The following is a 17,530-nucleotide window of genomic DNA, read 5'->3' as shown; positions in this document are numbered from 1 at the left end:
ACGGTCAGTGCGGGCGCAGAGCGGCGGCGCCCGGAACTGGCGGCAGCCTACGCGGTGGCCCCCTGATCGCTGGGACCTTGGCCGAGCTCACCGCACCGCTCGGCGATTCGCTGCGCGATCTGCTCGACGACCTGGAGTGGTTCCCGGCTCGTGGTGTCGATGGTCGAAACGACAGGCGTTCCGAGCTGAGCCAGGTAGGACGCCGCGGTCCGGTACATTCCGGCTTCCGTCCTGCCGGCACTGATGCCGTACTGGAACCTGTCGTGCGCTCCGCGGGCGGCGACACGGCTGGCGGCGACGGCTGGGTCCGCGACGAGTAGCACGGCCAGATCAGGCCGTCTGGCTCGGTTGTTCAGGGCGTCGACGAATGCCAGGGGCACGCCGTCCCACTGCTGCAGTACGTAGGACGAGGCTATGTACCGGTCGCAGACGACGATATCGCCTTCCCGGAGGTGTGGTTCGATCTCGGTTTCCAGGTGGTGATACCGGTCGGCCGCGACCAGACATGCCAGCGATTCTCCCCGGTAGAGATCAGTGTTCCGCCGAGCCAGCTCGCCCAGCGCACCGGGGGTCGGCTCCGCCGTGGTGTGGACGCGGTAGCCCATGTTGCGAAGGCAAGGGCCGAGCATTCGGACGGTGGTGGTCTTGCCTGCGCCCGCCATACCGTCGAGGGTGACGAAAAGGCTGGGGTGGCTGCCCTCGATCATGCCGAGGCATCTCTTTCGTACTGCTCGCGGCTGAGGGCGGTGAGATTGCGGCGTACGTGGTCGACGGGCGCTTCGGACAGCTGGATGTTGACCGAGAAGTTGAACTCATCGCGCTCCCGCATCGCCGCCTCCTCTCCGCTGCTGGTGAGATCGACAGCCGTGTAGTTGAGCAACTGCTCAGCGGTGTAGCGGCCGGTCCGCATCAACCGCGTCCAGTCGGGGGTGCCCGGATAGGGCCGCCAGAGTGTCCAGTACGGTGTCGCTGGCCCGATGAAGCACGTTGATCCGGCCGGTGGCATCCCATACGGCCCACTCGCCGACTCGTTCGGCGGTGAAGGCAGTCATCATCCTGTCGATCACCCGCTTCGCACCGAGAAACAGGTCGTCCACGAAGCGGAACGCGGTCACGCCGGTTTCGCGTAGCTGATGCAGTTCGGCGATGATGTTCTCCGCTGCGCGGGTGCGGATGGAGATGTCCGGGTTGGCCGAGACCGCCGCGCCACAGAATGAGCAGTCGTAAGGACAGCCCCGCGCGCCGACCATGTTGGCTTCCCATCGGCCGGCGTCGAAGTGCGGGTCCTGGGTGAGGAAGCTCCGGTTCACGAACGGCAGGGCGTTGATCGGAGGCGCGAGGTGGTGGTTTCCGCCCGGTCGGCCGCCCGCGACAGGGTTCTTCAAGATGGGGTCCAGCCACATCACGCCGGGTAGCTCTGCGCGACTACGGTGATCTTTGAGTAGCTCGACCACACGGGTCTCGCCTTCGCCGATGACCAGAGCTGCGCAGCGAGCCATGCGCGGGTCGCGCAGTATCTGGGTGGGCATGGCCTTGGCCTGGTGACCGCCGAGAATGATCTTTATATCCGGGTCGAGCGGGGCGGCGATCCGAGCGCTGATCTCGTAGGTTGGGGCCAGGAGGTTGAAACCGGCCCAGCGGGGCCTGTGTTCGTTGATGACTGCGGTGGTCTGCTCGATGCCGAGACCGTGCGCTTCCGCGTCGAGCACGCCGACGTTGAAACCGGCTGCGGTGGCGTGGGTGGCGATGTAGCCCATACCGAGCACGGGCAGTGTGAAGTCGTTGACGCGGGGACGCTCACTGTAGTCGCGCAACGGAGCGTTGACGAATAGCGCGTCGAGTGGGCGGGTGAGGTCGGCTCCGGCTATGTGGTTAGAAGGCAACTCCGTTGGCATGTCGCACTCCCCAGGCAAGAGTCAGCGCTGTCCACGCTGAGAGCTGGTCGTGCGTCGCCGCTTCCCACACTCGCGCGAAGGAGGCGGCGTCGTCCGGCCAGTTGTACTGCGGGGCCAGCTTGGCGGCCCACGTGCGAACGGCGAGGTCGGCGTAGTCGTAGAGGGCGTAGTCATTGGTGAGGTCGGTGACCGTGGCCTTGGCAGTCCACGGGCCGATGCGCGGGATGCTTTGCAGTTCGTTGATCAACTGAAGCGGGTCCAGTTCGGTCCACTTCTGCCCCAGGTCAAGGTATACGCGCGCGGCGGCGCGCAGAGGCGCACGCTTGAACGCCAGCCCCAGTCGCTTGAACTCCTCCTCCGGCAGCGCGAGCACGGTTTCGGCTGTCGGAAACAGCGTTGCCGAACCCTGCGCGGTCGTGATGGTCTCGCCGTGTTCGGAACACAGGAGCCGGTACAGCTTGCGGGCCTGTCCAGCACGGATGACCTGCCGGATGATCGAGGTGGCCACCGCATCCCACGGATCGGGATTGGCCATTCGAGCGACCGAGCCGTCCTGGCGCAGTGGTGAAGCCATCTCATCGTGACCCCGAAGCTCGGCGGGGTCGAACAAGTCGAACCAGGGCTCGGTGCCGGTACCACGTACTCGGTGCAGCTCGATCTCCGTACCTGCGGTTCCGGGCGTCGCCACGACAAGCCACACGGCTTCACCGACACGTGCCGCCCGACGACTCACACGGTCGTCGCCGGTGAGCCAGGACGGGTGATCAAGCATCACATGTTGGGTGCGCATTCGGGGTAGTCCCTTCATTCGGGCCGTCACGTGCCACGGCAATCCTCCTCGGTTCTCTGCACGTTGTTTCTACGGCATCGAGCAGGCAAACCAACGGTTTCGAGACTGGCTTCATCCACTGGTGTCGGGGAGAATCATCCAAGCGCAACGACCGCGCTGACGACAAGGCTGAAGGACACCGAGAGTTATCCGGGCTTAGCGAGCTGATCGCCGGGTGTGCCGGGTGAATCGCGGTCGATGAAGGGCCAGGGCGGTAGGCCGGTGGGAGCAGGTCATTCTCACATCGCTCGCCTAGCGGAGACCCATTCCAGGGCGCTGGCCTCCAGCTTGATCAAAGCGGGCGTGCTTGCCGACGCCGACGCCATATCCGGCTCGGCGATCACTCCGCCAACAGCAGGCACTGGCCGCCAATGTGGTCAGCCACCGGGTCCCCGCCGATTACGTGCTCGGCAACACCGGTTCTGCACTGCACCACGCCCGAACCGCGCGACTCGGGGAGTTCCCGACGCCGAACGCCGCGCCCGGTTCGGCGAGCATGGCGCGCGATGACGGGTTCGCGCACGCGGATTGTGGGGCTTCGCTACCGGGTCATCTTCTCCAGGAAGTCCTGGGTCTCCGGATCGGTCGAGTACAGGCGCACCCCGCGCATTCCCCGAGTCAGCAGGACCTTGTAGGTGTTGCGGATGAGCGCGGCGAAGTGGAGTTCGTCGGCCTTGCGCACGGCGGAGTCGTGGGAGTACTGGCGGCGGGCCACCCACCGGCCGTCACGGCGAACGAAGTCGGGGCCGAAGATGACTCCCGCCCAGTCGTACTCGAATCCCTGGGCGGTGTAGATGCACCCCACCTGGCCGAACCCCCGCTCGTCGGAGGCCCAGAAGTACGATTCGGGAGCGTCCGGTACCCGCTTCTCGGGCTTCACGTTCCACGGTCGCGTCCAGTCGCCGATGACGACGTCGTCCACCAGCCGCTTGCCGTCCTCGGTCTGGACCGGATCACTCCACGGCCAGCAGTATCCCGCCGCCAGCCGGGCCGTGCCGCCGTCGTCGGCCTGCCGGGCCAGGAGCCAGGATTCGAGGGCGGTCGGTGATGCCGCGTTTCCCACCGTGAAGTCGTCGTCGCGCGAGAGTGTGCTCCACGGTGTGGGCGGAAGCGCGTCGAGGCCCAGCAGCCGGGCCACCCAGGTGTCGAACGCGGCGGACCCGCCGCACCGGAATTGCCCGTTGAGATGGACGATGTCCACGTCGCAGCCCTTGGCCTCGGCGGCGGCGGAGATCTCGGCGAGTGACCCCATTTCGCCGGGACGCACCGTCTGGTTCTCGTCGAGGAGGAAGACCGGCACCCAGGCCACGTCGATGAGTTCGTCGATCTGGCGTCCGGCGCGCTCTCGCACGTCCCGCCTGGTGAAACGGTTGACGCTGTTCTCCCGGATGCGGTGAGCCTCGTCGCAGACGAGCACATCGAGGTCGCGTGGTTCGGCGGCGACATAGTTGTTGAAGTAGGTGAACAGGCTCTGCACCCGCCGGTTGCGCCTGCCCGCGACCTTGCGCATGGTGCGGGTGAACGCGCTGGACCCGGTGGCGTGGTGTACCGCGCGACCACGCCTCGCGAGGTTCCCGACAAGGCTCAGGGCGATCGCGCTCTTGCCCGAGCCCGGACCGCCGAGGACGATCACGACGGTTCGGGTGCTGGCCGCGCGGGCTCGCTCGACGGCGTCCATCACGTGCCGGTGCGCGACCTGCTGCTCGTCGAGGAGGACGAACTGCTCGCGCTCCTGGATCTCCGTGGTCGCCAGAGCCAGCAACGGTTTCGACGGAGCGTGGTGGAAGTTCAGGAACTCGTCCGCTGCTTCGCGAGCGAGTTCCCGGGAGCCGTCGGGGTCGAGTGACGCGCGCAAATGCTGGACCAGATCGGCCTTGTCGTCCTGGGTGAACAGAACGCCGAACTCGCTCGCCGGGTACTGGCGCAGCGACTCCACCCGAGAGTGCTCCGCGTTGTGGAGGTACGCGACTCCGCGCACGGCCTCCGGCCGCGCCGCGAGTGCGGGCGTCGAGTCCACCAGGTACTCGCAGTACCGCCGCACCTGCTCGACCGGGTGGAGCACGCCCTCGCTGCCGTATCCCGCCACACGGACGAGGTCGTAGGCCACGGCTTCGGCATGGGACCACTGTTTCAGCTCGACGAGAACATAGCGGGGTTCCCCGGTGCGCGGCCGGGTTCCGCAGAGCACCACATCGACGCGCTTGGGGCTGTGCGGAAGCCGTTGTTCGAGCAGGACCTCGATGTGCCCGAGGCCGGCGTCGACGAGGTCGCCGAGGAGCACGGGCAGGCTGCGCTGCCAGGACCGCACCTCGCTCAATCCCACCCGGCTGTCGAGTTGGTGACCGGCCTGCTCGGACAGGAGCACGTGCAGCCGGTCAGCCTTCGCCTCCGCGAGCAGGTCGGCCGCACTGCGGCGGACGAGCGCCACTTCCCACCCCCACTGGGCACGCGTGATCCACGCGCGGGTGGGGGCAGCGACGAAGTGACGACTTCGGTGCCCGTCGGGCCGCGTTCTTGCCGGGTCAGTCTACTGGGGGGCCGGAGCAGCCGGAGCAACCGCCACCTCCGTTCGGTAGCCCGTCGGTGACCGGCGGCCACCGGGGCTCCCGCTCCGTACGCTGGAGGCGTGCGGATGAGACCGACCCTGAGCTGGACGCCCACCGGCGAGGCCACCGTGCCCTGCACGACGGAGCTGACCGAGGTCGTGCGGGCGGTCGGCGACGGCGGGGTCGTGGTGCTCAGCGGGGCCGGCCTGTCGACCGAGTCCGGCATCCCCGACTACCGGGGTGCCGGCGGGAAGCTGCGGAGTCAGGCACCCATGACGCACCAGCAGTTCGTGGGAGACGAGGAAGGCAGGCGCCGGTACTGGGCACGCAGCCACCTCGGCTGGGCCGTGTTCTCGCGTGCCCGGCCGAACGACGGCCACCGCGCGGTGGCGGCGTTGCAGCGCGGTGGGCATCTCGCGGGCGTGATCACGCAGAACGTCGACGGGCTGCATCAGGCGGCGGGCGCGGAGGGCGTGGTCGAGCTGCACGGCAGCCTCGGGCGGGTCGTGTGCCTGGACTGCGGGCACAACAGCTCCCGCTGGATGCTGGAGCAGCGGTTGCGGGCGGCGAACCCGGCCTTCCGCGCCGAGGCCACCCAGCTCAACCCCGACGGCGACGTGGACCTGCCGGAGGACGTCGTGCGCGAGTTCCGCGTGGTGCCCTGCACCGCCTGCGGGAACGGGGTGCTGAAGCCGGACGTGGTGTTCTTCGGTGACGGCGTGCCCCGGCGCCGGGTGGAGGACTGCCGTGAGCTGGTCGAGCGGGCGAGCGCGGTGCTGGTGCTGGGTTCGTCGCTGGCGGTGATGTCGGGGCTGCGGTTCGTGCGTCAGGCCGCGCGGGCCGGTACGCCGGTGCTGATCGTCAACCGCGGTGTGACCCGGGGAGACGTCCACGCGCGGGTGCGGGTCGACCGGCCGCTGGGGTCCGCGTTGACCGAACTGGCCGAGCGGCTCGGGTGTCCGCCGGAACGAGAAGGCCTGTCCGACGGAGTGCTCGGCCGCGAGCCCTGATCAGCCGCCGCTACACCGGTGCGGGGGCGCTCTGCTGGCTCGCCTTCCACGCGTTCATCGCGCGGATCAGGCCGTCGAACAGGTCGCGCAGCACTGTGAGCCACGTGATCGCGTCGGCCATCGCCTGGCCGAGAGCTTTGAGCAGCTTGCCGACCATGCTCAGAACCCGGGCGATCGCCGTGGTCGCCTGCGCGGCCACCACCGGGGCCGCCGTGCCGAGCGAGCAGAGCAGTTCCACGGTCCAGCTGATCAGCGAGCCCGCGATGCTGGAGAGCAGGTCCCGCACCGCGACCCGGACACCGTTGACGACCTCGGCCATGCCGAGCGTCAATCCGGCGATCCCGTGCGCCGCGCCCGCCGCACCGCCGTACACGCCCGCGAGTTCCTCCGCCTTCGCGCGGTAGTGGTCGGCGGCGGCGCCCTGCCAGGTCCGGGTCTCGGCCGGAGCCGCGCTGGTGATCTCCTCGCCGAGGGTGGTGAGTTCCTGCTCGATGTTGGTCCACGACTGCGCGTAGGCCTTCACGATGTCCGGGTTGCCCGCCAGGTTGTCGAGGGCTTCGCGCGCGGGCTCGATGTGCTCGAGCATCCAGGAGATCACCTGGCCCGCGACGTAGCCGATGGGGTCCGTGACCGCCGCTGCCACGTCGAGGCCGCCCGCGACCAGGCCGCTGACGGCGACCGCCCAGTCGCCGTTGTCGATGCCCTCCGCGACGGCCCAGCCCGCCTCGAACGCGGTGACGCCGGTCATGAAACCGGTGCCCCCGTCCTGGCTGGGGGCGTCCATCTTCGTGAACGGGTCGCCGTCCTGCCGGTCCTCGGCGTAGAAGTTGTTCGGGTCGGTGTCGTCCTCGACCAGCGGGTTGTCCGTGGGGGAGGTCATCCGTTCACCTCCGGCAGGCGGGTGGCCGCAGTGTCGACCGAGGCGGCGATGTCGTTGAGCTTCTCGATGACGGAGTCCTCGTACCGCTGGTATGCCTCCGCCGCGGCGTCAAGATTGTCCGCCAGCTCGCTCGTCAGGTCACGCGTCGTGCTCAGCGCCTCGACGCCCTGGTTCTGCGGCTGCGCCACCATCGACCCGAAGGGCTGGCACAGGATTCCGTAGGCGGCGTCGAGACCCGCCACGTGGGTGCCCGCGTCGGCGGCCGTGCCGGCGCGGTCCGCGAATCCCCGCATCGTCTGGGCGTGTGCCCGGACGTCGTCCGGCACCACCTGGTGTGACTCAGCCATTCACCGGTTCCTTCCTCACCGCAGGATCGGTCCGCCACCGAAGTCGTCATCGTCGCGATCGGACGGACGCGGAGGAGACGCCGGGGAACGCTGCTGTCCGGGGGCGTCCTCGCCATCCACGGGATCGGGGAAGCGCTCGGCGTACTGGGCGACGATGTTGTTTCCCGCCGGGTCGTCGCCGACGGTCTCCTGGACGAGCTCGGAGACCTGTTCCCTGAGCCGGGCCTGTGCCTGCCGCAGGCTCGCCATAATGGTGGCGGAGACGGCGGACGGGTCCATGCCACGAGTCCGTTCGGACAGGTCCAACCCGGTCAGTACGCCGTTGCCGTCCACCGTGACGGCGACCTCGCCGCCGGGGGAGCGCTCGGTGACGCCGGCCGAGTCCAGTCGCTGCCGCAGCGACGTGTACCGCTGGGCCTTGCGTTGCAGCTCCTCGGCGAGCCGTTCGAACTGTTCACCGGCCTCGCCGGGGTCCTGGTTCAGCATGGCCGCCCTCCCTCCACGTCGCGGTCGCCAGGAATCTAGCAGCGGCCACCCCGCGCCACGGCCACTTTGGTCGAAATCAGCCCGGTGACGCCGATCGCCAGGCCGTGACACGGGACGACAGCAGCGCGACGAACAGCTCCGGGTCGTCGACCGGCAGCAGCACGGTGGTCGAACCGATGTCCAGCAAGACTCCCGGCCCGGGCAGGGCGTGTGCGGCCGTGCCGTCGGACAGCGACAGCCAGCCGACGGCGGCGGTGCCTGCCACGGTGGTCGGCCGCGCATCGCGCAGGTCGCGAAAGTGGACGGACCCCGCGCCGACGGCCCGGTGCCGCCGCGCCGCCCACTCGACGCGCTGCGAGGTCACCGATACCGAACCGGACACCAGACCCGTATCGTGCAGCCGTGCTCGAAGCGTCACCGTGAACGGGGTGGTACCCAGCTCCGGAGAGACCGGCGTCAGCAGGGTGCGCATGGCCCGGGCCGCGACGATCACACCGGTGACCACCACGACGAGGGACAGGGCGAGCACAGCGGTCGCGACGGTGGTCGCGCCGCCGCCCGCGCCCACGGCCAGTCCGACGGCCGGGAACACGCCGAGCACGAGCTGACCGCCGCCCGCGAGCGCCGCCACCCTGGCCCACCGGGGCGGCTCGAACACCAGTCTGCCGACGGTCACCATGATCGCGACGGCGACGGCGGCAGACAGCAGCACCGGTACCGGCAGCCAGGCCGTGAACCCGCCCACCGCGGCTGCGGTCGTGACCGCGCCCGCGCACAGCACCACGAGGGCCCAGGGACTCGCGATCAGCGCGAACGACAACAGGCCGCGTGTCCGTGACCAGCGCGATCGCAACTGCGCACCCACACGGTGGCCCCGGGTTACCGGGACGGCGACAGGAATCAGCACGGCCGACAACCTAGCAAGCAACACCCGGGGCGCGGCGGCTTTCGACACGACCGAACGGCGACCGAGGCGCGACCACGCGGTCCTGTTCGCTGGCGGGGGAAATCGTTCTCAGTGACCCGACAAGGCCGAGGGCCGTTGTGAACGGCGGCTCGTACGCAGAGGGGAACACATGTCGAAAACGGCAAGATTCATCAGCACGGCGCTCGCCGCGACGGTGATCACGCTGATCTCGGTGCTGGCGCCGGCCACTGCCCATGCGGGAACCGACACGAGACAGTGGACGAAGGGCACCTCCCAGTACCCGTCCGGGGCGGGGTCGGTGAAGTTCGAACACTACGGCGAGATCTTCCGGGTGGAGGACAACCACATCGACGGAGCCGGTGTGTGGGTGCAGATCAAGTACGACGACATCTGGGCGAACCCGCCCACGCAGCGAAACTCGCGGGGCGCCGGAACCGTGTCCAGCTTCAACTACGAGTTTCCGGAAGGCGCCAGTGTCTGGTTCGTCGTCTGCCTGATCGACGACGGCATCGTGCAGACGGCGACCTGCAACAACGGCTACGCGACCGCGTGAGGGGAGATCCGGTGAGAAACCGTGGTGTTCGGCTTGTCAGGTCGGTGAGCGTGCTGGTGACGGCGGCTGCGCTCGCCTTCGTCTTCTCCGGGTCCGCGGTCGCCGCGACGTACACGGAGCGCGCGACGCAGACCAGTGGAACTCCGTCTCTGGAGTACTGCAACGAGGTGCGCACCCAGGAGGCGCCCATCGGCACGCAGATGGGACTAGCCTGCTTCCAGCCTTACGGAGACCGTTTCTGGGTGAAGGACATGCGCGCCGACGGCTATCACATCGAGATGCGGGCCATCGACAGTGACGGCAAGAGCTACCGGTGCTACGAGTACGGAACGAGCAGCGCCGGGTGGCAGATTTGCGACAGTTTCCACGACAACATCGGTGAGAACAAGCGGCTCTTCTGGACCGTCGGAGCCTACGATCGGGATAAGTTGATCATGTTGAGCAGTGAGCGGGTGAGCCCGACCTCCTGAGCGAGAGTGAGACGTGGGCGGCTCGCGAACCCGCTGGGGTTTCGCGAGCCGCCCACGGGTGAGCCACGAAACGGCAGGCGCGGGTCCCTTCCGTGCGCCGCGGCCCGGCCCGGAGGATGGACGGACCCGAGCGAAAGGACGGAACATGGCAGGCGACGCTCCCGGCGGGACGTTCACGATGGCCGACGGGCTCACCCTCGCGCGGCTGGGCTTCGGCGCGATGCAGCTGGCGGGCCCCGGGGTGTGGGGACCGCCGAAGGACCGCGACGAGGCGATCGCCGTGGTGCGCACGGCGGTCGAACTCGGGGTGAACCACATCGACACCGCCGACTTCTACGGCCCGCACGTCACGAACGAGCTGCTCAGGGAGGCGCTGGCACCGTACGGCGAGCTCCGGGACGAGCTGCACGTCGTCACCAAGGTCGGCGCGGTGCGCGACGAGGAGGGTGGGTGGCCGCACGCCCGCTCGCCACGGCAGCTGCGCGAGCAGGTCGAGTCGAACCTGCGCACGCTGGGCGTGGACGTGCTCGACGTGGTGAACCTGCGCGTCGGTGGGGGAGCCGACGGTCACTCTCCGGTGCCGGGCTCGCTGGCCGAGCCGTTCGGCGCGCTGGCCGAGCTGCGGCAACGGGGGCTGATCCGGCACCTGGGGGTCAGCGTGGTGAACGCCGAGCAGGTGCGCGAGGCCCAGTCGATCGCGCCGGTCGTGACGGTGCAGAACTGGTACAACGTCGCGCACCGGGGTGACGAACCGCTGATCGCGTCGCTGGCGGAGCAGGGCATCGCGTACGTGCCGTTCTGGCCGCTCGGCGGGTTCACCCCGATCCAGTCGGCCACGCTGGAGACGGTCGCGAAGAACGTGGGTGCCTCGCCGCAGGCGGTGGCACTGGCCTGGCTGCTGCGGCAGTCGCCGAACGTCCTGCCCATCCCCGGCACGTCGTCGGTGGCGCATCTGCGCGAGAACGTCGCGGCGGCCGCACTCGATCTGCCAGCCGACGCTCTCGCCGCGCTGGACGGCATCGGCTCCGGAAGCTGATCGCGCTCAGCGCAGCGCCGGACCGGTGGACTCCCGCACCACCAGGTACGACGGCAGGACCCGCTGCGGGGCGGGCCCACCACGCCGGGAGCCCAGGAGCAGGTCGACCGCGAGGCGGCCCGCTTCCTCGAAGTGCCCCGCGAGCGTGGTCAGTGGCGGGGAGCAGAAGTCGGTGCCGAAGATGTCGTCGTAGCCGACCACGCTGAGGTCGCGGGGCACGTGGACGTCGCGTGCGGCGAGCCGCCGGAGCATGCCGATCGCGAGCAGGTCGTTGTGGGCGATGGCGGCGGTGGCGCCGTGGCCGATGGTCGCGTCGGCGGCGGCGGCCCCGCCGACCACGGCGGGCGGGAACGGGCCGAGGCGGGTGGCGGTCATGCCGTGCCGCGCGGCGCTGGCCTGGATGCTGTGCCAGCGCCGCGAGGCAAGCCACGACCGCCGTGGTCCCGCCAGGTAGACCACGGAGGTGTGCCCGAGGGAGGCGAGGTGCTCGATGATCTGGCGGGTGCCGTCCTCGTGGTCGACGATCACGCTCGGCACGCCGGGCACCTGCCTGCTCAGCAGCGTGAGCCGGTGCGAGGTGGCCAGCGTGGCGATCTGTTCGTCCGACATGCGGCTGGCGGCGATCACGAAGCCGTCGACGGAGCCGCTGAGACGTTCGATGTTGCTGGTTTCCAGATCCGGTGACTCCTCGGTGTCGCCGAGGATGAGCGTGTAGCCCGCGGCGCGGGTCTGTTGCTCGGCGCCGCGGATGACGCCGAAGAAGTGCGGGTTGGTGATGTCGGAGACCGACAGTGCCACGGTCTGCGTGCGCCCGGAGGGCAGTGCCCTGGCCAGCGGGTTGGTGCGGTAGCCCAGCCGCTCGGCGACCGTCAGGACGTGTTCGCGGGTGCGAGCGTTGACCCGCTCCGGGTTGGCGAGTGCCCGGGACACCGTCGACGTCGCGACTCCCGCCTCCTGCGCGACGTCGTAGATCGTCGGTCGCTTCCCGTTGCGCTCCGCCACTGCGGTCCCCCCGATCTCGTTGTCGACGCGCTCACGGTAGTGCCGCGAACACTGGAGTGGCAACTTTTGGCAACCGCTTGTCATGGTGTTCGTCGTCGGCTTAGGGTCGGCCCACTCGCGCCAGGTGGCCCCCGCCGGTGCGGTGTTCGGTGAGTGACTCAGCGTGGAGAGGGATGGGTGGATGAGGGCGATCGTCCTGACGCGGCCCCGGCGGGTCGAGGTGGTCGACGACTGGCCGGAGCCGGCCGTGGCCGAGGGCGAGGTCCTGGTGGGCATGCGCGCGGTCGGCCTGTGCGGGTCGGACCTCTCGGTCCACGACGGTGACCGCGAGACCCCGCACCTGCCCTGGGTGATGGGCCATGAGGGCGGGGGCACGATCCTCGCCGTGGGCGACGGGGTGAGCGACCGGTACCCGGGACAGCGGGTCGTCATCGAACCGAACTACGGGTGCCTGCGTTGCCCGCAGTGCCGGTCGGGCAGCACCTCCGCGTGCGCGTCGCGCGGCATCGTCGGCATGAACCTGCCCGGTCTGCTGGCCGAGCGAGTGGCCGTGCCCGCCCGCTACGCCTGGCCGGTCCCGGCGACGACACCGGACTCGACGCTGGCCTGCGTGGAGCCGCTGGCGGTGGCCCGTGCGGCCGTGCGCAGGGCGGCCGTCGGCGCGGGCGACGACTGCCTCGTTCTCGGTGCGGGCTCGCAGGGACTGCTCGTCTGCCAGGCGCTGCTCGCCGTCGGTGCGCGGCCGTCGGTGGTGGAGCCGCTGGAGGGCCGGGTCGCGCTCGCCGAACGCCTCGGGGCGCACGGTGTCGAGGCAGGGCGGGCGCGTGACTTCCCGGTGGTGTTCGACACCGTGGGCGCACCCGCCACCTGGGAGGTGGCGCTGCGCGCGGTCGCGTCCACCGGTTCCGTCGTGGTGATCGGAATGAGTGCCGAGCCCGCACAACTGTCGACCGTGGACCTGGTGCGACGGCAGGTGGTGATCCGAGGCTCGTTGATCTACGACCACCCGGCCGACTTCGGTGACACCGTGGCGGCGGTGACCGCCGACCCGCGGGCGCCCGCGCGGGTGCTCCAGCACGCCGCGAGGCCGGACCAGGCGGCGGAGGCGTTCGCGCAGGCGCGATCGGTGGCGGGCAAGTCGTGGATCGACCTCGGCGTGTGGCAGGAGGACGACGATGGCTGAGAACGCCGGAACCGTGCGCCCGGACCGTCCGGGCGGGCGGGTGCTGCGCTGGTTGAGCACGGCCGAAGCCGTGCTGGGTGGTCTGCTGCTCGCCACGATCTTCGTGCTGATGCTGGTACAGGCCGGGCAGCGTTACCTGCCCGGGGGCGGCTGGGTGTGGACCGGGGAACTGTCCCGGTTCGCTCTGGTGTGGCTGACGTTCGCCATGTCGGGCTATCTGATGCAACGCGACGAGCACGTCACGCTCAAGCTGGTCGACCAGGTCACCCGGGGTGTGTGGCGGCGGGTGGTGGCGTCCTTCGCCGGCGTGATCGTCGCCTTCGTGTGCGTCAACCTCGCCTACGAGGCGTTCGTGCTGGCGACCGAGCCGTCGAGCCAGGTCTCGCCCGCCATCGGCATCCCGATCGGCTACTTCTACGTCATCCCGCTGGTGGGGCTGGGGCTCACCGCCGTGCGGTCGGTGCTCGCCGTCGTCGCGTCGTGGCGCACCGCCGGGAAGGAGCGGAGTTCGTGAACATGCTGCTACTGGCGGCGGCCATTCTCGCGCTGCTGGCTCTGCGGGTACCGGTGGCGTTCGCACTGCTCGGCCCCTGCCTGACCTACGTGGCGGTGGAAGGGCAGTCGATCGGGCTGAGTATCCGCGAGGTCACCGGCGCGATCGACAGCTTCCCGCTGCTGGCCGTGCCGTTGTTCATCCTCGTCGGCGTGGTCGCCAACCACGCGGGGATCGCGGACCGGCTGTTCGACTTCGCACTGGCGCTGGTCGGCCGCATCAAGGGCAGCCTCGGCTACGTCAACATCGGCGTGAGCCTCGGCTTCTCGTGGATGAGCGGCTCGGCGCTGGCCGACGCGGCCGGACTCGGCAAGGTCGAGGTTCCGGCGATGGTGCGCAAGGGCTACTCGAAGCGGTTCTCGGTCGGGGTCACCGCCGCGTCCAGCCTGATCGGCCCGGTCATGCCACCCAGCATTCCCGCGGTCATCTACGCCTCCCTGGCCGCCGTGTCCACCGGCGCGCTGTTCGCCGCCTCCGTGGTGCCCGCGTTCCTCATGGCGAGTGCGCTGGCGATCACGGTGTTCCTCTGGGCCCGCCGCCAGTCGTCGCTGGAGTCGCAGCCCTTCGACTGGGGCAGGCTGCGCTCGACGTTCGTGCGGGTCATCGGCCCGCTGTTCACGCCGGTGATCATCCTCGGCGGCATTCTCGGCGGGGTGTTCACGCCGACCGAGGCCGCGGCCGTGGGCGCCGCCTACGTGCTGGTGCTCGGCCTGCTGTACCGGAAGGTGCGGCCGCGTGACCTCGGGACGATCCTGCGGGACACGGCCGCCACCACCGCGTCGATCACGCTGATCCTCGGCGCCTCCGGGCTGCTGGCGTGGATTCTCGCCCGGGAGCAGGTGCCCGCCGCGGTGGCGGAGTTCATGCTCGGCGTGACCGACAACCAGGTCGTGTTCCTGCTCATGGTCAACGTCCTGCTGATCTTCCTCGGCGCCGTCTTGGAAGGCACGTCGGTGCTCGTCATCACCGTGCCCATCCTGCTGCCGATCGCCGTCGAGTTCGGTGTGGACCCGCTGCACTTCGGCGTCATCGCGATCATCAACCTCATGATCGGGCTGCTCACTCCGCCCATCGGCGCGGTGCTCTACGTCCTCAGCCCGGTCACCGGGCTGCCGGTCCACGAGGTGTTCCGGGGCACCGCACCGTTTCTGATCCCGCTGTTCGCCGTGCTGTTGCTCGTCACGTTCGTGCCGTCGGTCGTCACGTTCCTGCCCGGCCTGCTCGGGCTGTAGGTCCCAGTTCCCACACACCAGGAGGCAACGATGCCGCCCAGCAAGACAGTGCCCCGTACGCCCTCGCGCCGCGCCCTGCGCTGCCTCGCGCTCGCGCCCGCCGCCGTGCTGGCGGCCACGGGCTGCACGGCCATCGGCGACGACCCGGACGGTGGCGGTGGCGGCGGCGACGGTGCCGTCACGCTCTCGTTCGCCAACAGCTACACCGACCAGCACCCGCACACCCGGTGCGGGATTCAGTCCGTCGCCGACACCATGGCCGAGGCGGACAACGGCGTCACCGTGGAGACCTTCCCCAACAGTCAGCTCGGCGGTGACACGGCGCGGTTCAACTCGGTCATGGCCGGTGACGTCGACATGGACGTGCAGGGCTCCTCGGCGCTGGCCGCCACCTACGCGCCCATCGGCGTGCTCGACATGGCCTACGCCTTCGAGGGCCCGGACCAGCTGTTCGAGTTCTTCGACAGCAGTGCCGCCGACGAGTTGAAGAACGGCTTCGCGGAAGAGACCGGCACCCGCATCCTCGACGTCTGGTTCTTCGGGATGCGGCACTTCTCGGCCAACGAGCCGATCCGCGAACCAGGAGACCTGGCCGGGCTGCGGATGCGCTATCCCGACTCCCCGATCTACCTGGAGAACGCCAAGGCCGTGGGAGCGGAGGCCACCGCGGTCGCGTTCGAGGAGGTCTATCTCGCGCTCCAGCAGGGAATCATCGACGGGCAGGAGAACCCCGTGCCCACGATCGCCGAGCAGAGCTTCGACGAGGTGCAAAGCCATGTGAGCCTGTCCGGTCACCAGACCGGCTCCCAGCTCATCGTCATCAACGAGGACAAGTGGAACGCGCTGTCGGGCGAGCAGCAGGAGTCGCTGCAGCAGGCGGTGCGCGACACGAGGGCCGAGAACCGGTCGTGCCTGGAGGACGAGGAACGGCAGATCCTCGACGAGTGGCGGGACAGCGGCGAGGTGACGGTCGTGGAGGACGTGGACCGCGAGGCGTTCGCGCAGCGGGCCGAGAACCACTTCCGCGACACCCTGTCCGGTGAGCAACTCGACCTCTACGAGCGCGTGCGCGAGTCCGCTGAATAGGGAGGCGACGCTGTGCAGGTCCGCGTGTTCAACGGGCCCAACCTGGGGCGGCTCGGCGTGCGGGAGCCCGCGAAGTACGGGCACACCACGCACGCCGAGCTGGCGCGGCGTGCTACGTCGCTGGGCACGGAACTGGGGCTCGACGTCTCGGTGCGGCAGACCGACGCCGAGCACCACCTGCTCGGGTGGGTCCACGAGGCCGCCGACGACGGCGCCGCCGTGGTGCTCAACGCGGGGGCCTGGACGCACACGTCCGTGGCCCTGCGAGACGCCTGCGCCATGCTGACCGCGCCGCTGGTCGAGCTGCACATCACCAACGTGCACGCGCGGGAGCCGTTCCGGGCCCACTCGTACCTCTCGGCCGTGGCCACGGCCTCGATCGTCGGCTGCGGCCTCGCCGGATACGAGCTGGCGCTGCGGTGGCTCGCGATGCGGGAGCCGGGGTGAGCCCGGTGCGGATCGCGGTCGTGGGCGCGGGCCTGATCGGCCGCAGGCACCTCGGGCTGCTGGGTGCCGATCCGGACTGCGAGCCCGCGGCGGTCGTGGACCCCGATCCGGCGGCGCGTGCGGCGCTGCCCGGGATTCCCGCCTACGCGGAGCTGGCCGACATGCTCGCGGTGGTCCGCCCCGACGGGGTGATCGTGGCGTCGCCGAACCGGTTCCACGCCGAGCACGTGCTCCGCTGCCTGGCGCACGGTGTGCCGGTGCTGGTCGAGAAGCCACTGGCCGACTCGGTGGCCGACGGGCTGGCGATGGTCGAGGCTGCCGAGTCGGCGGGCGTGCCGCTGCTGGTCGGCCACCACCGCAGGCACAGCCCACTGCTGGCCGCCGCGAGGGCGGTGGTGCGGCGCGGCACGCTCGGCAGGCTCGTCGCGGTGCAGGGCACCGCGCTGTTCCGCAAGCCGGACGACTACTTCGAGCGCGCTCCGTGGCGCGCGCGGCCCGGCGGAGGACCGATCCTGATCAACCTCATCCACGAGATCGACAACCTGCGGGCGTTGTGCGGCGACATCACCGGAGTGCAGGCCACGGCCTCGGGTGCGACGCGCGGTTTCGCCGTGGAGGACACGGCGGCGATCACACTGCGGTTCGCGTCCGGGGCGCTGGGAACGTTCCTGCTCTCCGATGCCGCCGCCTCCGCCCGCAGCTGGGAACTGACCTCGCGGGAGGACCCGCGCTTCCCCCGGCACGAGGACGAGGACTGTTACGTGCTGGCCGGCACCGACGGCTCGCTCGGCATTCCCACGATGCGGTTGCGCGTGTACGAGGGGACGCCCTCGTGGTGGGAGCCGTTGCGCACCGCGGTGGTGCCGGTCGAGCGGGAGGATCCGCTGGCGCGGCAGCTCACGCACTTCCGCGCGGTGATCCAGGGGCGGCGGCCCCCGCTGGTCGACGGCAGGGAGGGACTGGCGACGCTGCGCACCACGCTCGCGGTCACCGACGCGGTGCGCACCGGAGAACAGGTCGAGATCGGATGACGAGGGAACGAGGCGA

General features: G+C 70.0%; 20 protein-coding genes. 10 read left to right on the top strand and 10 right to left on the bottom strand.

The features are described 5' to 3' along the window. Positions 1-47: 47 nt before the first annotated feature. From tmk to FFT09_RS21405, 5 genes are all read right to left on the bottom strand, one after another. Entirely contained in the window at positions 48-707 is a 660-nt protein-coding gene (gene tmk, locus FFT09_RS21425) for a dTMP kinase (protein WP_138383808.1), read from the bottom strand. Next, positions 704-910: a radical SAM protein gene (locus tag FFT09_RS23175; RefSeq protein ID WP_208544489.1), complete on the bottom strand. Its 207-nt coding sequence runs from the start codon at positions 908-910 to the stop codon at positions 704-706. The genes tmk and FFT09_RS23175 overlap by 4 nt, the downstream gene beginning before the upstream one ends. Next, positions 885-1,895: a B12-binding domain-containing radical SAM protein gene (locus FFT09_RS21420; protein ID WP_208544488.1), complete on the bottom strand. Its 1,011-nt coding sequence runs from the start codon at positions 1,893-1,895 to the stop codon at positions 885-887. Before FFT09_RS21420 ends, FFT09_RS23175 begins: the two co-directional genes overlap by 26 nt. Next, entirely contained in the window at positions 1,873-2,667 is a 795-nt protein-coding gene (locus FFT09_RS21415; protein WP_208544487.1) for a DNA glycosylase family protein, read from the bottom strand. The genes FFT09_RS21420 and FFT09_RS21415 overlap by 23 nt, the downstream gene beginning before the upstream one ends. A 598-nt stretch (positions 2,668-3,265) precedes the next feature. Further along, positions 3,266-5,152, bottom strand: a complete 1,887-nt coding sequence (locus FFT09_RS21405; RefSeq protein WP_081190468.1) for a DUF2075 domain-containing protein — start codon at positions 5,150-5,152, stop codon at positions 3,266-3,268. Between the two features lie 204 nt (positions 5,153-5,356). Here FFT09_RS21405 and FFT09_RS21400 point away from each other — a divergent pair, with 204 nt between their 5' ends. Continuing rightward, positions 5,357-6,280: an NAD-dependent protein deacetylase gene (locus tag FFT09_RS21400; protein ID WP_138383839.1), complete on the top strand. Its 924-nt coding sequence runs from the start codon at positions 5,357-5,359 to the stop codon at positions 6,278-6,280. Between the two features lie 10 nt (positions 6,281-6,290). Here FFT09_RS21400 and FFT09_RS21395 read toward each other — a convergent pair whose 3' ends face one another. The 4 genes from FFT09_RS21395 to FFT09_RS21380 form a co-directional block, all read right to left on the bottom strand. Further along, entirely contained in the window at positions 6,291-7,160 is an 870-nt protein-coding gene (locus FFT09_RS21395) for an EspA/EspE family type VII secretion system effector (protein WP_024877374.1), read from the bottom strand. Then, positions 7,157-7,507, bottom strand: coding sequence for a type VII secretion target (locus tag FFT09_RS21390; protein ID WP_138383807.1), 351 nt, complete (start codon positions 7,505-7,507; stop codon positions 7,157-7,159). Before FFT09_RS21390 ends, FFT09_RS21395 begins: the two co-directional genes overlap by 4 nt. 15 nt (positions 7,508-7,522) lie before the next feature. After that, positions 7,523-7,993: a YbaB/EbfC family nucleoid-associated protein gene (locus FFT09_RS21385; RefSeq protein ID WP_081190464.1), complete on the bottom strand. Its 471-nt coding sequence runs from the start codon at positions 7,991-7,993 to the stop codon at positions 7,523-7,525. A 76-nt stretch (positions 7,994-8,069) separates the two neighbouring features. Further along, complete coding sequence (locus tag FFT09_RS21380; protein WP_244231453.1) at positions 8,070-8,813, bottom strand: hypothetical protein; 744 nt, start codon at positions 8,811-8,813, stop codon at positions 8,070-8,072. Between the two features lie 256 nt (positions 8,814-9,069). Between FFT09_RS21380 and FFT09_RS21375 the strand changes: the two genes are divergently transcribed. From FFT09_RS21375 to FFT09_RS21365, 3 genes are all read left to right on the top strand, one after another. Further along, positions 9,070-9,474 carry a hypothetical protein gene (locus FFT09_RS21375; protein ID WP_024877378.1) on the top strand — a complete coding sequence of 135 codons (405 nt, stop codon included), beginning with the start codon at positions 9,070-9,072 and terminating at the stop codon, positions 9,472-9,474. A 44-nt stretch (positions 9,475-9,518) separates the two neighbouring features. Further along, complete coding sequence (locus tag FFT09_RS21370) at positions 9,519-9,944, top strand: hypothetical protein (RefSeq protein WP_081190460.1); 426 nt, start codon at positions 9,519-9,521, stop codon at positions 9,942-9,944. Between the two features lie 145 nt (positions 9,945-10,089). Then, complete coding sequence (locus tag FFT09_RS21365; RefSeq protein ID WP_138383805.1) at positions 10,090-10,980, top strand: oxidoreductase; 891 nt, start codon at positions 10,090-10,092, stop codon at positions 10,978-10,980. A 6-nt stretch (positions 10,981-10,986) separates the two neighbouring features. Here FFT09_RS21365 and FFT09_RS21360 read toward each other — a convergent pair whose 3' ends face one another. After that, positions 10,987-11,982 carry a LacI family DNA-binding transcriptional regulator gene (locus tag FFT09_RS21360; RefSeq protein WP_081190458.1) on the bottom strand — a complete coding sequence of 332 codons (996 nt, stop codon included), beginning with the start codon at positions 11,980-11,982 and terminating at the stop codon, positions 10,987-10,989. Between the two features lie 181 nt (positions 11,983-12,163). Between FFT09_RS21360 and FFT09_RS21355 the strand changes: the two genes are divergently transcribed. From FFT09_RS21355 to FFT09_RS21330, 6 genes are read left to right on the top strand one after another with little or no spacing between them, the layout of a single operon-like run. After that, positions 12,164-13,165 (top strand): zinc-dependent alcohol dehydrogenase, encoded by a 1,002-nt coding sequence (locus tag FFT09_RS21355; protein WP_081190457.1) that lies wholly within the window; start codon positions 12,164-12,166, stop codon positions 13,163-13,165. Then, a complete protein-coding gene (locus FFT09_RS21350) occupies positions 13,158-13,679 on the top strand; it encodes a TRAP transporter small permease (RefSeq protein WP_081190456.1) in 522 nt (173 codons plus the stop codon). The genes FFT09_RS21355 and FFT09_RS21350 overlap by 8 nt, the downstream gene beginning before the upstream one ends. 2 nt (positions 13,680-13,681) lie before the next feature. After that, positions 13,682-14,950, top strand: a complete 1,269-nt coding sequence (locus FFT09_RS21345) for a TRAP transporter large permease (protein WP_244231458.1) — start codon at positions 13,682-13,684, stop codon at positions 14,948-14,950. A gap of 30 nt (positions 14,951-14,980) precedes the next feature. After that, positions 14,981-16,036 carry a DctP family TRAP transporter solute-binding subunit gene (locus FFT09_RS21340; protein WP_138383803.1) on the top strand — a complete coding sequence of 352 codons (1,056 nt, stop codon included), beginning with the start codon at positions 14,981-14,983 and terminating at the stop codon, positions 16,034-16,036. Between the two features lie 12 nt (positions 16,037-16,048). Beyond that, a complete protein-coding gene (locus tag FFT09_RS21335) occupies positions 16,049-16,483 on the top strand; it encodes a type II 3-dehydroquinate dehydratase (protein ID WP_081190454.1) in 435 nt (144 codons plus the stop codon). After that, on the top strand, positions 16,480-17,514 hold the full coding sequence (locus FFT09_RS21330) for a Gfo/Idh/MocA family protein (protein WP_138383802.1): 1,035 nt from the start codon (positions 16,480-16,482) through the stop codon (positions 17,512-17,514). The genes FFT09_RS21335 and FFT09_RS21330 overlap by 4 nt, the downstream gene beginning before the upstream one ends. Positions 17,515-17,530 lie beyond the last annotated feature (16 nt).

The organism is Saccharomonospora piscinae (genome assembly GCF_005862235.1).
In the GTDB taxonomy this organism is placed as follows: Bacteria; Actinomycetota; Actinomycetes; order Mycobacteriales; family Pseudonocardiaceae; genus Saccharomonospora; species Saccharomonospora piscinae.
This window is presented reverse-complemented; position numbering and strand designations above follow the sequence as displayed.